The organism is Deltaproteobacteria bacterium (genome assembly GCA_026129095.1).
Taxonomy (GTDB): domain Bacteria; phylum JAGRBM01; class JAGRBM01; order JAGRBM01; family JAHCIT01; genus JAHCIT01.
The window spans coordinates 108,160-123,504 of record JAHCIT010000009.1 but is presented as its reverse complement, the minus strand read 5'-3'; the positions used below and the strand labels follow the sequence as shown (position 1 = coordinate 123,504).

General features: G+C 60.3%; 6 protein-coding genes and 1 CRISPR repeat array. All 6 genes read right to left on the bottom strand.

The features are described from left to right. Nucleotides 1–37 precede the first annotated feature (37 nt). The 6 genes from KIT79_13315 to KIT79_13290 all read right to left on the bottom strand — a co-directional run bounded on the left by KIT79_13315 (nucleotide 38) and on the right by KIT79_13290 (nucleotide 15,263). Nucleotides 38–1,207, bottom strand: a complete 1,170-nt coding sequence (locus KIT79_13315; GenBank protein MCW5830283.1) for an acyl-CoA dehydrogenase family protein — start codon at nucleotides 1,205–1,207, stop codon at nucleotides 38–40. Nucleotides 1,208–1,357: 150 nt separating this feature from the next. Continuing rightward, complete coding sequence (locus KIT79_13310; GenBank protein MCW5830282.1) at nucleotides 1,358–2,245, bottom strand: 3-hydroxyacyl-CoA dehydrogenase family protein; 888 nt, start codon at nucleotides 2,243–2,245, stop codon at nucleotides 1,358–1,360. A gap of 207 nt (nucleotides 2,246–2,452) precedes the next feature. Beyond that, a CRISPR array of direct repeats spans nucleotides 2,453–2,816; the repeat unit is 36 nt; unit sequence GTTTTGAGTTGCGGGCAGGCTCCAGTCAGTTACACT. Nucleotides 2,817–2,886: 70 nt separating this feature from the next. Then, nucleotides 2,887–3,192, bottom strand: coding sequence for a CRISPR-associated endonuclease Cas2 (cas2, locus tag KIT79_13305; protein ID MCW5830281.1), 306 nt, complete (start codon nucleotides 3,190–3,192; stop codon nucleotides 2,887–2,889). Nucleotides 3,193–3,218: 26 nt separating this feature from the next. Continuing rightward, the gene (gene cas1, locus KIT79_13300) at nucleotides 3,219–4,100 is read right to left on the bottom strand and encodes a type II CRISPR-associated endonuclease Cas1 (GenBank protein MCW5830280.1); all 882 of its coding nucleotides are present in this window, start codon (nucleotides 4,098–4,100) and stop codon (nucleotides 3,219–3,221) included. A 44-nt stretch (nucleotides 4,101–4,144) separates the two neighbouring features. Then, a complete protein-coding gene (cas9, locus tag KIT79_13295) occupies nucleotides 4,145–7,867 on the bottom strand; it encodes a type II CRISPR RNA-guided endonuclease Cas9 (protein MCW5830279.1) in 3,723 nt (1,240 codons plus the stop codon). Between the two features lie 313 nt (nucleotides 7,868–8,180). Next, nucleotides 8,181–15,263 carry a hypothetical protein gene (locus tag KIT79_13290; GenBank protein MCW5830278.1) on the bottom strand — a complete coding sequence of 2,361 codons (7,083 nt, stop codon included), beginning with the start codon at nucleotides 15,261–15,263 and terminating at the stop codon, nucleotides 8,181–8,183. Nucleotides 15,264–15,345: the final 82 nt, after the last annotated feature.

Genomic DNA, 15,345 nt, shown 5'->3' with positions numbered 1-15,345 from the left:
CGTAATGTGAATGAACCGTCCCGCGGGGGGACGGTACCTATTTCCCGTCGATGATCCGCTTGGCGATCACTTCTGCCTGGATTTCCGATGTGCCCTCGAAAATCTTGATGATCCGGCCGTCGCGCCAGAACCGCTGGGCCCGGTACTCCTTCGAGTAGCCATACCCGCCGTGAATCTGCATCGCCTCGCTCGTCACGTGCTCGGCCACTTCCCCGGCCTTGACCTTCGCCATGCCGGCTTCGAGGTCGCAGCGCTTGCCCTGGTCCTTCATGGCGCAGGCGTAATAGAGGAGCTGGCGCAGGGCCTCGATATCAGTGGCCATGTGGGCCAGCTTGTGCCGGATGAGCTGGTGCTCGGCTAGGTATTTTCCGAACTGCTTGCGTTCCCTGGCGTACTGCAGGGCGTGGTCATAGGCCGCCTGCGCGACGCCAAGGCCGCGGGCCGCCGTCTGGATGCGGGCCGACTCGTAGGTCGTCATGAGCTGGTAGAAGCCCTTGCCTTCCTCGCCGCCTATGAGGTTCGTGACCGGAAGCTCCAGATCCTCGAAGTTCAGCGACCAGGACTTGAGGCCGTGGTAGCCGATGGCCGGGATGTACGATCCGGTGAGCTTGGGCGGCATGAAATCATCGCCCGGCTTCTTTTCGAGCACGAGCATCGACAGTCCCTTGTGCCGGAGCGACTTGTCCGGATTCGTCCGGGCGAGGATGGTCATGACATTCGCCCGGTTGGCGAAGGTGCACCAGGTCTTGGGGCCGTTCAGGACGTAGTGATCGCCCTTCTTTTCGGCCTTGAGCTCGAAGCTCGCCGTGTCGGAACCGTGATTGGGCTCGGTGAACGCCGCCGCGCTGAGCAGCGATCCGTCGGCAAGCCCCGGGAGCCAGCGCTTTTTCTGTTCCTCGGTGCCGCCGTTCAGGATCAGGGTTCCGGCGATCACATTGCGGGTCATTACCGAACCCACCGACAGCCAGCCGCGTGACAGTTCCTCGGTCACGATGGCCATTGACAGGTGGTCCATCCCGGCACCGCCGTAGCTGTCGGGCAGGATCAGGCCGAAGTAGCCCTGTTCGGCCATCTTCCGGATGACCTCCATCGGGATCTCGGCTGCCCGGTTGTCCAGTTCGTCGGCGATCGGGACGATCTCCTTCTCGACGAACTTGCGTACGCTGTCCCGGAGTGATTCGTGCTCTTCGTTCAGAAATCCGGCCATGTCTCTTGGCTGTGTCCTTGGGGTGTGAGGGCTCCGCGTGAAACCGGAAGGCCGCGGGCGGGCGCTAGTTAATCCGTCTGGCGCAGTCAGGCAACCGGCAGATAAACCGGCCGGCCGTTCCGGTTGACGCGGGAGTCAGCGAAAGGCCCCTTACGCCTTGGCGTCGGGATTCACCTTCTGGCCGCCGCCCGAATAGTCGTAGTAGCCCTTGCCGCTCTTGCGGCCGAGGTCGCCCTTTGCCACCAGCTTCACCAGGCTCGGCGGGCTCTTCAGGCGTTCTTCCTTCAGCTCGGAATGGAGGATGTCGGCCATGTGCTTGACGATATCCAGGCCGATGTAGTCGCTCAGTTCGAAGGGCCCCATCGGGTGGTTGCAGCCCAGCTTCATCGCCGTGTCGATGTCGGCGGGGTTCGACACGCCCTGCTCCATGAGCCGGATCGAATCCACGAGGTAGGGAACCAGCAGCCGGTTGACGATGAAACCCGGCGCCGAGGCGAGCGGAACAGGCGACTTGTTCACGTCCTTGCAGAAGGAGACGAGGGAGTTCTTCGTGTCGCCGGACGTCCTGGATCCCGTGATGACCTCCACGAGGCCCATCACCGGGGCGGGGTTGAAGAAGTGGAGCCCGGCGAACTTGTCGGCGCGCTTTACCGCCGAGGCCATCTGGTCGATCCCGATGGTGGACGTGTTGGTCGTGAAGATGCCCTCGGGCTTGACGATCCTGTCCAGCTTGCTGAACAGGTCGTTCTTCTTGTCCAGTTCCTCGACGATCGACTCGATGATCAGGTCGCAGTCCTTCAGCTCATCCAGCCCGGCCGCCCAGGTGACGCCGTTCTTGGCGGCATTGGCCTTGTAAATGGCGAGCTTCCCCCGGCTCACCTCCTTGTCGATCCCGGCCTCGAAATCTTTCCGGGCCTTGCTCGTATCGCCGCCAGTGGCCTTCACCGCCACGACCCTGATACCCGCCTTGGAGACGACATTGACGATGCCGCTCCCCATCGCTCCGAGACCCACGACTCCGACCTGCTGGATTTCCATAATGCTTCCTTTAAGAGGGTGTTTTTCCGGTCCCGCCGTCCGCCCGGCCGGGGCGGGTGCTTCGGGCCGGAGGTGGTCCCTAACCGGCTGAACGCCGGTTCGGCAAGCGGAGCTCCGGCCGCAAAGAAACGGCGTGTCGGGAGGCGAGCCTTTTAAAGTGTTTCCTGCCTCACTCGAAACGGAAACGGGGGCGAAGCCTCTGTTTCCGTTTTGAGTTGCGGGCAGGCTCCAGTCAGTTACACTTATCGAGGCGCTGCCACCGTGCCCTGAGATGTTTTGAGTTGCGGGCAGGCTCCAGTCAGTTACACTAAGCCCCGATGCCTCCGGGGGCTCCGGTGAGTTTTGAGTTGCGGGCAGGCTCCAGTCAGTTACACTGGCGAACGGTTCAACGTCTATAACCGCGAGTTTTGAGTTGCGGGCAGGCTCCAGTCAGTTACACTCTGTAGAATGCGCTTTCCGCCAGCTCTATGGTTTTGAGTTGCGGGCAGGCTCCAGTCAGTTACACTGGTCGAACAGACCATCGACAGGATATACGGTTTTGAGTTGCGGGCAGGCTCCAGTCAGTTACACTACCCCTCCCGTAAGCCCCTGAAATCGCCGGTGAAAGCGGTTTCGGGGGCTTACGGGATACGGGCCAGCCATCAGAACATCTCCACCTGGGCCGGGGCGTTTTCCGGCGGCCTGCGCCGTTTTCCCCAGTAAACCTGCATTCGTCCGAACTGCTTGTCGGTGATGAGAAGCAGCCTCACCTCGCCGTCCGGGGGGAGCATCGCCTGCACCCGCCTGGCGTGGACCTGCGCGTTTTCGTCCGACGCGCAGTGGCGAATGTACACCGAGAACTGCATCATCGTAAAGCCGTCCTTGAGAAGCCCCTTGCGGAACCGGGTGTACTGCTTGCGGGCCTCAGCCGTGTCCACGGGCAGATCGAACATTGACACGAGCCACATGGACCGGAACCCCCCGAACGTGACGCTCATGGCGCCGGAAACTCCAGGGTGTCCCGCTCGCCCGTGTAGCACTCGCGGAGCGACGCCGCCGTCGTATGCAGGGCCACCATGAGCGGAACCCGCCGGTTCTGGATGGCAGCCGGAACCGACAGCACGCTGAGGAGTTCGGCCTTGGCCCGCTTGTCCAGGGTGTCCGCCTGCCCGTTCACCAGCCGGATCACCGCCCGGTCGGTGAACGGGCGGAACGGCTCGATGAGGTCATCGGCCAGCGCGAAGGCGTTGTACTGGTTCCGGTGGTGGAGCCCCAGCGAGGGGTGCAGTCCGGCCCCGGCGATGGCCCGCGCCACCGCCGCCCGCAGCACCGTGTAGCCGTAGTCGAGAAACGAGTTGATGAACTGCGATTCGTCGCTCCGCCGGAAGGCGGGAGTGAACAGCAGCGGCCAGTACCGCTGCGCCGCCTGCGCCTCGATGTTGTCTGGGTCGCCATTCTTCACCTGCCGGGCCAGTTCCGTGAACGCGCCGGCCTCGGCTCCCTGTTCGGCCACCACCTGCCCCTGGTGCTGCACCTTGGCCCGCACGATCTGCCTCCAGAGCCGTTTCCGCAGGCTGTCGCTGGCCGCCGCCTGCGCTGCTGCCGCCCGGTTCTGGAGCGTATGGCCCTCCACCGGCAGCAGCAGCCCCGCCGGGTGGCGGTTCCGGCCGCAGACGACGACGGCCACGTTCGCCTCCAGCAGGGCACCGAGCAGGCCGTGGGAATAGGTGACGCCGGGGTTGTCCACGATGAGGACGCCCAGATCCTCGATGGGAACGGTTGAGAGGATTTCGTCTCCGTGTTTGATGATCATCTGCCCGTCGCGCAGCGACAGGTAGGCGGGCTTCTCCGAGATTTCGATACAGCGTTTAATCATGGGTGACCTCACCCCAAAAACTGGATCGGTTTTCAGGGGGAAGGTCAATCCAGTTCGATTTTCTCTATTACTCCTAGGGGGCTAATTCTTACCTTGTAGGGTGCGATACCGGGTTCAGAACCTAAATCTTTCATTTGTGCAGGACTGCAGCTGAATTCATCTCGAGGCGGGTTCGCTACCATTTCTGACGTGCCGATAGTGCCTGCTGTCCCAGTCTTTTGTTTGTTTTTCTTGCCATCATTAGGTTTTTTGCTGGGGGCTCCTCGAGCATCCCAGTGGCCGGTGAAAGTGATGCTTCTGTCCTCGATTTTTACGACTTTGAAAAATCCTGGCATATTGGTCTTTTTATGCCTCATCCGGAAAATCTCTCCTAAACTGACCGAAAAAATAAAATTATGCGATTCATATATTCTAAATAATTTCAGACCTAATTCATCTCCATACAATGTTGCTAGAGAAGCTGAGAGATGATCTCGATTTTCAATTAATTGTCCAAGGCTTCGACCTATGACCAATGGTAGGCGATACTGTTTAAGTATTTTTGGGGGTTTTGCTCTGCGCGCAGCATGGAACATGCTCCAGCAAATTCCAGTCCATTCATTGGATTCTTTATGCGCTAATATCTCGATATGATGGTTATTATCGGGGCGATAAAATCTCTGAACGCCATCTTTCCGGGACTTTATCTCGACAGGGTCTCCGATCGCCCGTGCGCTCGTCCATTTGAATACCGGGATTCCGGTAGTTTGTAAAATCACCCTTGTATTTTTGTCTATAGCGCCGTGTAATTTAAGTTGTTTTCGGAGTGTGGGATTCAAGATTACGGGTTTGCCTCCTGTACTCCATTCGCCATTTGCCTTGGAAGGCGGTCTAATCTCTCCAAAGCTGCTGTCCGTGATCTTCGATACCCCGACGCGCTGCTGGTAGAGACCTTTTAGGTATGTATCGCGGTTCACCGGTGATTTCGCCCGTCCGAAAGGGTTGTCTTCATGTAGAGCTCCGACCACTTTTCGCTTTGTGGGCCGGTGCGCAACTACGTGGCCTTTCAATTTTGTAAGTACTTGATCTTTAAAACTATTCCATGGCGGGTCAAGTTTCGCCTGTTTCGGTGTGAGTCCACTTTCTTTTTTCTGCAATTCTTGTTGCTGAGCACGCCGGGATAGCTCCTGGATTCGCTCAGGGCCGGTCATGGCAATTACGACGGCGTCTATTGCATGATGGCGGTGATCCCATCGGCGCTTTCCATCCTTACGGCTGACAGGCCGGTCATTTCCGGGCTCTATTTCAGCGGCAGGCTGGGCTAACTCCGGATGCCATTCGGCATCAAGAGCACTTTCAAACAGGCCCCACTCCTTACGAAGTATGGCGGTAAATCGGCCTTTCGTTGTAAACACGCGGCGTCTGCCATCCATCTCTCCGTCGTAAAGGGCGTTGCGTAAATAGTCGCAGATTTGCACAGAGGCATAAGCGGTATCGGATAGCTGAGAGTTGGTAAATCCATCCTCATCGGATTTTGGTGCGTCTTTATGCAGGATTTTCCATTTGACCGGATTAACACCATTTTTCCCGGGAAGATGCTGGAGTCGTTGCTCCAGTTGTTCGAACTGCTCCGCCGTTAACCACTCTTTCGGAGTGCGGTCTCCCTTGGTCCTGTTGGAATCCGCAAAACATAGCAACTTATTGTTGAAGCTGTTGTCTACGCCGGAACGGCTTCGAGGAATGATGTGGTCGACTTCTATCCGTTTACCAGGCATGGCATTGCTATCGGTCAGAATCTGAGGTGGAATGCACTCTCCGGAATAGGGGCAGATACCCTTTTGTTCCTGCCACAAGCGAATACGTTCAACAGCTTTATCTTGCTGATTTTTTTGTTTCCCGGATAATCCATATGATTCAAGGATGGTTTTTCGGTCTTTTTCTCTCTGCCGGTTTTCTGCGAGCTGTTTGTCTCGGCGCTTGGCTGGCTGGGTAGCATCCCTGGCTAGTTCAACGATCACTCTATCGGGTTTTTGGCCGAACTTTCGTAAGTAATGAATCAGATGTCTTCGGACCTCGTAGACAGCTTTCCGGGCCACGCGATTGGCGATAAATGGTGGTGGCGGCAAAACTCCATTTCGTCTCTCAATATACCGACGGGTTGCTTTATTGGATGTTCGTAGCTGGAAAAGCCTGGGAAGGTCTTGAGGAGGTACGGAGTTTTTAAGAATCGTTTTTACTGCTTCAGTAACGGTATGTGCATATCGTATGCGTTGTTCTGGAGAAGCTCCACTTTGTTCGTCTTCCGCAAAATGTTGCCTGGCCTCTGTGACTGAATAGCCTTGCCTCAAATAAGGCAACAGATTGATAATCGCCCGCCGGGAAAGCCTCATTCGTTGTTGTGGATTCGGGCGTTCTTTCCACGCAGTGAGCAGCCGTTCTATCTGACTTGAATCCAGCTTCCACCATGCTTCCGCTTTGTCCGATAAGCGATGACTATCTGCTGCAGACGCAGGATCGTATTTGAGCAGTGCGCTATTGACGGAATCGAGACGGCGAACGCGGTCGGCATCGGACAAATTCTCAATCGAATCATGGCCGAATACCCCGTGTACGATTTCCCGGTAAAACCAGTCGGTATTGATCTCTCGGTCGGGATCGTTTTCCAGGTTAAGGCGATAGACGTCAGCGCCCCCCTTCTTTCTGAGGGTTTTCTTGTCGATTTCGAGAGCTTTCTTCACCCGCTCAACGGTGCCATTCCTCTCTTTCCGTAATGCGGTAATAAGAGCGGCGCGTTCTTCGTCTGTCAACGGCCGTGATCCTGGCGCACGGTCGTCAATACGGATGCTGTTGACGGTTTCAAGCACCCTAAATTCCTGTGCATAGCGGTCGCCAAGCGGGCAGCATAAATCGGTCGGTTCCAGTATGCACCGGCTGAGCGTACCGGTGTCCCAGTAAGTGCGCCGCTGACCAAATATCTCGCCTTTGTGACGCCAGGTCGCATCGCCTTGGGGGTTATCAAGTATGGTTCTGAAATCGTCGGTGAGCAGCCCAGTGAGTTTCCCAGGTAATGACTTCTGTTTTGTCCAAATCCGCCGGAATTCATCCCGAATCATCTCTCTGTCGGCATGAAACAGGTAAGCGCCCCGTCTGTTGCGTATGGGCTTCCGGTAGAATTTGCCATCGGGTGGTTGTTCTTTCAGAGGAACTTTTTCCGTATCGAACAGGTCGGCCATCATTTGACCGTAAGTGCGGCCGTTCAGTTCGCATTGGGTCCGTGCCAAAGCTTCCTTCTTCTGGGGCTGTTCTTTCCTGTTCTCTGATTCGGTATCACCTTCTTCAAAATCTACGCCAAACGCTCCACGCTGCTGGGAAAGGTGCAGAAGCACTCTACCAAGTTCGTATGGTTCAAGCGGTTCGGACAATGCTTTTCGGCGGAGCAGCCATGGATTGTCTTGCTTTTTTCCGGTTTGTTTTATTTCTTTTCTCGTCGGATAGAACAGGCGCCGGAATTCTTCGGGGTCTGAAGGTAGCAGGCCGTGCGCTGTGAGGACCGACCGTAAGCGGCGTAACCTTTTTGCTCGCCTATCAAACATTCGCCGTTGAGATCGTTTGGATCGGCGAGCCAGGTTTTTTGGCGCTCCTCGTTTGCTTTCACTTTCCTCTACGCCTTTGGGGAATATACTGACTCCAAAGGTGATGTCGCGTCCTGAAACGTCTACCCATGCGCTTCCGACAGAGTTCGTTCCGATATCGAAACCCAAGGTGGTTTTGAAGTTGTAATCTTCCATTTGGTTGAACCCTCTTGATTCCGGATAACATTCGGACTATTTTTGTCGCGTAACTGACTGGAGCCTGCCCGCACCCAAAATAAGGTGACACCCAAAAGGTGAAAATCCGCAGGCTTATTGCATCTAGCCCCAGTTCGTGTAACCCACGGCCTGGGGCAAATTTTTTCAATCCCCTAAGCACATATTCGTCCGCTAAGCGGAAAATATTCTACACAACAAAAAACTGAATGTTAATCCGGTTGGGCAACCTTCCGGAACAACCTTGAGCCCGGGGTATAACCCGGGCTCGTTATTTTTGGGTAAGCGAACCCGTCTATTCTTCGATTGCGAAGCGGGGTTCGGTGGTGACGGGGATCTCGTAGTTGGGCGAGCCGTCTTCCAGCGCGGCGTCGGGGATGCCGTCGCCATCGGAGTCGAGGTCGCGGAAGTTGGGGATGCCGTCGCCGTCCAGGTCACGGGCACCTTCCACAAGGTCGGGGATGCCGTCGCCGTCCGTATCGGGGTCCAGTATGTCGGGGATGCCGTCGCCATCCCGGTCGGGGAGGCCGCAGTCGCTGTGGATGGCGCCGGCCGGGTAGCCGTCCAGGTCGAACGAGCCGGTTTCGGTTACAAATGCCTCGATGCCGTCCGGTATGCCGTCCCGGTCGGAATCGAAATGCCACGGGCTGCTGCCACAGAGGTTTTCCACGAGGTTCGTCACGCCGTCCATGTCGGGGTCGCCGAGCGGGCCGTCGTGGTCGTCGGCATCCAGCCAGTTGGGGATGCCATCGCCGTCGAGATCGCCCGTCCCTTCAATGCTGTCGGGCTTTCCGTCGCCGTCGGAGTCGAGGTCGCGGTAGTTCGGCACGCCGTCGCCGTCGGTGTCGGAGGTGCCCTCCAGCCGGTCGCTGATGCCGTCGCCGTCCGAATCGGTGTCGAGGGCGTCAATCACGCCGTCCCGGTCGGTATCCCAGGGCCGGCTGAAGTCGCCCAGTTCGGTAAGGTCATCAATGCCGTCGCCATCGGAATCGGAGCTGTTGGGATTCGTCCCGAGGAGTATCTCGACCGAATCGGGGATTCCGTCCAGGTCGCCGTCGGTGTCGAGGCTCTGGACAGTGGTGGTGAAATCCCTGAGCGAGGTCAGCCCCCACGAGTCTGTCACGGTAAGCCGTACCCGGTAGCGGCCCGTCCCGCCAGGCACCAGCACCGCACGGGCCGTTTCGGCGCCGCGGATCTGGGCCGAGGTGGCGGCGGCGGGCCTGTCGATGAGCGTCCAGCGGAAGGAAACCGTATCGCCGTTCGGGTCGGCGGAGTTGCGTGCATCGAGCGGAACGGACGAACTGCCGGCCCACGAGGCGGGTACCTTCGCGTCGATCACTGGCGCATGGTTGATCCTGAGCCGCATGGCCGGATCGCCAAACAGGGTCCAGGTCAGCAGGAAGCTGTCGGCATCTCCCACTCCGGCCGCGGCCATGATGGCAGCACGCATGGCGTCGCCGATCCGGACGAGCCCGGTCCCGAGGGCGGCTTCGTAGAATGCCCGTGCGGCCGCCGAATGGGCAGGCGGTGTCGAGAGGCCGCTGCCTGCCAGGTAGGCCGCGACGCCCGAATCGGCACGCCGCATAGCCACTTCCGACATCGACGACGTGTAGGGGTTGACGTAGTTTCCGTCGAGGCAGCCGAACGTGGTGACAACCGCGAGCCGCTCGGTGTTCGACACCAGGTCCCAGTCCTCGCGGTTGCTGGGTCCGATGGGAAGGAACGGATTGTGGGTGCGGAAAATCTGCTCGTCCGCCCACAGGAGCGATGAGCCGTGACCGCGGTAATAGAGCAGCAGGGAGCCCGCGTTCAGGCTGCCGGCGACACCGGCCGTCGTCGCCGGCAGATTCGGTGGGGGGGAACCGTCGGCCAGGTACAGCCGGTTTACCGAGCGGCCGGAGCCCGTGACGATCGGTACGATATCACTTTCGGTTTGTGCCCGGATCAGCTTGTCCTCGGGCTTGTTCATGGCGTTGTCGGCCACGAGGGTCACGGTTTGCACATGAGGCGCGGTCATCGGCTGCGCCTCGTAGGCGAGAATCTTTTCCACCTGGGCGGTCACTTCTCCGGCATTGCGGGCCGAAAGACGCCCCACCGCAAGATCCGGGACGATATCGAACCCTTCGAGGAGGGCGAGGTAGTTGTCCGCCGGTGCGCGGAAATGCGGATTGTCGTAGAGGAACGTCGGCGTCTGGTGCTGGTTCCCCGCGGCGGGCGGAGCCAGCATTCCGCGGGCATCCTGGTCGGCATCGCCCACCAGCAGCGCGTATTTGGGTTTCGACGGGAACCGGTGCCAGGCGTGGCGGAACAGCCCGCGGATGGCCAGCGGGTCGCTGTCTCCCCAGCCGAACTCGTCCATCACGTCGCTTACGCGGGCGCGCAGGACACGCATCCCCTCTCGTTCACGGTGCTGGAGCAGCGGCTCGGCTGCCGCGAGCAGGTCGTCCGGCCCGATGGCGATGTAATCGGCCCGGCGGCGGACATCGTTCAGCGTGGATGGCGTATTGGCCTGAACGGGCGGGTATCTCACCCCTGTTGGGGTCACGGCGGTGAGTATCCGCTTGTGGGCGTCGCCCGCGACGGCAAACGTCAGCGTTCCGCCGAAGGCCATTCCGCCGGTCAGTTTCTTGATCCTGACCGGATCGGAAACGTCGTAGAGACAGGGGTTCCCGTCCACGTCCGTCACCATGTAACGGCCGTCGCCGGGGGTGGTGAAGTCGAGGCGGCCATCCTGCATCTGGTAGCTGCGGGGATAGATGATCTGGATCCAGTTGAGCCAGCTCGTCACGAATCCGCTCGACACCCGGTCGCCAATCACCTGGAAGGCGACCGTGTTGTTTCCGGAGGCAAGCAGCGATGAACTGAAGGACGTGCGCCGTGTGACCAGTTCCCGGCCGGTGAACAGGAAATCATCCACTTTCGTGCCGTTGATAAACACGCGGACATGATGGTTGTTGACCGGTGTGGCGGTGCTGACTGTCTGCCCCCGGATCTGGAACGTCACCGCCGCCAGCGGGCCGGCCGTGTTCAGCCCATTGGCGGTGACGGTGAAGTTGTTCAGGGCGCCGTTCTGTCCTGCCTGTGCCGATAGCGTCTTCCAGAACCAGTGGTCTTCGTCCTGGGCATTCAGCGTCTCGAAGTAGACCTTGTCCTCCTCGTAGCGGTGGCTGGCGAGGAACCACGACCCCTCTGGAACCGGCGGGGCGATATCCGGCTGGGCGTCCACGATTTCAGGCCGGAGGCCCGGGCTGGTACCGGCCATGCACCAGTAGGCCGAGGTGAGGCGGTATTCACCCGCGTCGTTCTCGCCGTAAAAGAGTATCCCGTCGCCCGAATCGAACAGGCCGTTCACGTTCGCGTCGATCACATCGACGGCAATTTCCTTCCCCTTCCGGAAGCACTGGATGTTGGCGGCAGGGCCGCCGAGCGTGAGCCCGGCTGCACCCAGGTCGTCAGCCGTCACCGACTGGATGCCGTCATGGCCGACCAGCACCTTCACGGCCGCAGGACTGGAGGCAAGTGTCCATTGCCGCTGAAGGGCTGTATCGACGGCGGGCAGGGCATTGGTCTCCTGCACGTCCGTGAACTGGAGTTTCAGCGTGATGCGCTGGATGACGCGGCCCGTGCCGGATACGGGGTTCCACTGGTATCCGGTGACATGCACGGGGACAAACCGCTGGCCGCCGATCTCCACCGGTGGACTCACGACAACGGCATCGGAGGGGAAGAGCGCGTCGGACCCATAAACGATGGCGTCCGGTGAGGGCGGTCCCGGCTCGGTAGTGTCGGCTCCAACGAGGTCATTCAGTGCGGAGGCGGGAAGCCCGGTTTCTGCAACCGGGAGGATCTGCCGGCCGTAGTCGGGATACCAGTCCGTGCCGGTGATCTGGTGCCCGGTGAATGTGCCCTGCGGAGCCTTGATGAGATACGTGGCGCCGGGAACGGCCGGGTATCCGGCGGGAGCCACCAGGTCGAGACCGTGCATCTCGATCCGGTCCCAGGCGTCATCGCCGATCTCGACCGTGGACCACGCCGGAGCCGGGAGGATGATCTCCACATCTACCGTGCGGCTCTGGGCCGGGGTGTCGCCTCCTGCCGGAGTTTCGTTCGTCCGGAGCGTCGCGGCGTCGGGCGGTGCGGGTGGCATCTCGTCGGCCGGTAGCAGCGGATCCAGAATGGTGGGCGGAACGACGCTGGTGAGATAGTTGTTCGCGTGGGTGAAGTCGGAGGGCGGCGCTTCATGGTCCAGCCGGGCTTCCACGAAAATGGGGCCGTAGCGGTGGGTGCTTCCTGACGATTCAACCTCTTCGAGAATGTAGTAGTAGCCGCGGCCTGTTTCGACGGTGGTGTCAGCGAACTGGTAGGCGCCGCCCACGGCCGAGTAGCCGAGCCCCTTGATCAGGTACGGATTGACCGAAACGAAGCCCCGGTCCGGCAGGTCACTCCGGTAGATGTTGTAGCCGAGCGTGTCGATCTCCTGCCCGGTGAGCCAGCGAATGTCGTTTCGGTTTTCATAGCCGCTGCCCTCGAAGGACAGCAGTTTGGCGGCCAGTGCGGCGGTCACGAAGAAGGTGAAAGACCGGGTATAGGTGACGCCATTGGATTCGTAGCCGGTGACCGTGACTTCATAGGTCCCGGTCTGGGCCTGGGCCTGCTGGTCGCCGGAGGTCGGATGCTTGGACGGTATCGGAATACCGAACGTGTACGTGTTGCTGGAGGCTGTCGCCGACAGGAAGTTCATCTCCAGGTTGTTGATGCGGTTGCAGTTGGTGGAGGGATTGCCGACGCCCTGGTAGCACATGTAGCTGCCGAACGGGTCGGTGACCGAAATCTTGGCAAAGTTGACGGGTGTGGGCGGGGGCGCACCGATGTCGCCCGCGCCGAACGGATCGCTGATGACCGCCCGCAGGCAGGCAGTGATGCCGTCGGGCCCCGGCGCGCCGGTGGGGGCGATCGACAGGACGGGCGTCGTGCCCGGGCAGGCGCCGGAATAAAGGTCCATGTCCGCCACGCGCACGAAGCTCGTCGTTGTGAAGTTGATGCGGCTGCGGTGCCCGGTCCCCTGGTTGTCGTGATAGACCGTGAGGTTGCCGGCCGTGACCGTGTTGTTGGTGATGGCCAGCACCACGCGGCAGCCTGCGGGAACCTCCAGGGTGGGAATGCTGGCGAAATTGACGGTCGTGAGCGCAGGGTTGGCCGCCGGCTGATTGATGTTCTGGGTGACCGCTCCCAGGTTCGCCGGGCAGCCGCTGGGGCCGGTCGTGAGCAGGGTAAAGGTGACACTCCGGTTCGCACCGGCGGTCCCGACGTACATCTGCCCGACAATGTTTCCCGCGCCCAGAATGTTGAACCCGGTGGCGAAGGCGGTTGTCTGCTGCCAGAAAATGGTCGAGGCCGGGGCGACAGCGGTGTTGCTGGCCGCGACCTGCGTGTCCGGGAACGTGTTCATCTGGTTGGCCGGGTGCAGATGAAGCGTCTTGGTGACGGGCGTGGGCGCCGTCGTGGAGGTCGTCACGGTCAGCGTGTCGGTATTGGCTCCCTCAGTTCCCGTCAACACGGTTTCGTCGGTGATTCCAGACCCTTCCGTAACTGGTATGAGCTTGCGGATCTGCAGGCGCGGGGAACCGGCGCCCGCGCCGTTGTTGATTCCGTTGGAGACGCCGAAATCGGGGTTGCCGTTGCTGTTCGTGTCAAAGGCGGCGGTGACGGTATCCCAGGTGCCGTTCCCGTCGGTGTCCTCGGCCATCAGGCAGGGCGGCGCGCCGCACGCCCCGATTACCGGGCCGATGTACCAGAGCTGTGTGGTCCATCCCTGCGAGGACGCGCTGACCGTGAAATCGTAGGTTTGCGTGCCGGTGGAGTCCTTGTAGGTGCTGACCGGGTAGTTGACTGTATCGCCCGGTGCGGCGGTCGTGTTGCCGTCCGGCTCGATCAGGAACGTCGAAATGGTGAAGGTCCGGGAGACGCAATCGTCACCGGGCGTCGAATCATCGGTGAGGTTCGAGCAGAGATTGACGGTATGGACACCGGCGGCGCAGCTCGCCAGCGAGCGGTTATAGGTTCCGACGCTGGCCGACTCGGGGCTGGGAACGGCCAGATCAACGGCCGTCATGGCCTGGCTTCCAACAAGACATCCAGCCGGTCCGGTGATGGAAAGGTTTGACGGAACCGTTACGTCTACCCAGCCCCGGAGGCCCACGTTCCCGCCGATGGTCAGGTTCGCGGTCAGGAGGGAGTTGTACCGGTCGCCGCTGGTTTCCGGAGAGAAGGTGATGTCAATGGCGGAGGCGTTGTACCGCTGGGGCATGCCGGTCTGGATGCTATTGATGACCGCCGTGCGGGCATTGGCGACGGAACTGCTCTGCTGGTATGACCAGATGATCGGAAGAATTGTGGTCGCACCGGCATTGAGGGCGCCCAGGTTCCAGCGCAGGTAAGTTCCCGCGTCACCGCCGTACGGGCATCCGCCGGTCCCGGCATTGCTGTTCATGTCGCTCCAGATCGTGTTGTAGGCGGCGCAGCGGCGCACGTCGGAAGTCCAGGTCGGCGCGCATCCGCCCGCTGTGCAGCGAGCGGTAAATCCCCCGGCAACGAAGTTTCCGGCTCCGCAGGTAGCCGGCACGGAGGCTGTTTGCTTGTTGCCGATGATCGTGTCGCTGGCGGCGTCATAGATTGAATCGTCGTTGTTGAAGTTCTGGCAGAAGTTCCAGTCCACACCGCTGAAGAACCACAGTCCGCCGCCGCCGTCGCTGTAGTTGACACCGCTTTCATTGGTGAACCGGTAGCTCTGGCCGAACCACTGGTTGTTGTTGCGGATGACCGTCTTCTGGACGACGCGCATCTGGCGGTTCTGTCCGCCTCCTGCGCCATTCTGGAAGGTTTCCATCCGGATCACGGCTTCCAGGTCGCCGAACGGGGTGACGTTGAAGTTGGTCTGGGTTCGGGAGACCTCGTTGAACAGCCCGGATCTCCCCGTGTTTCCGTTGCAACTGGTGAGGCCGTAGTGGCGGACGCCCCCGGCGCCGCCTCCGCCAGCCGGATCCCACCTGACGGCGTACTTTGCTCCGGCACAGTCATCCACGTTCCAGGCGAACCCGCCGTCCTGGTTATTGCCGAAATGGTCGTTAGCCGCCGCCGGGGTGCCGCCGCTGTAGGGAAATACCAGCGCGCTGACCGTGCCACGCTGACCCGCCGGCACCTCGAGCACCAGCGAGTTGTTCGGTGCAGGCGGAACCAGCGTGGTGTCGAATCCGGTGATGAATGCGTCCGCCGGCTTTTCAATGGCGACCATGGCAGCGGCCAGCACGAGCGCGGCCAGAAACGGCCGCCGCCTCTGCTGCTTGGGTTTGCATTTCGTATGGTTCAGTCTGCTCTGCATCCGGCTCGTTGTGCGCTATCGGTGGCCGCACAAAATTGCACAGGCCAGCCCTCGGGTCAGCTTGTGATATTGTAGGCTGAAG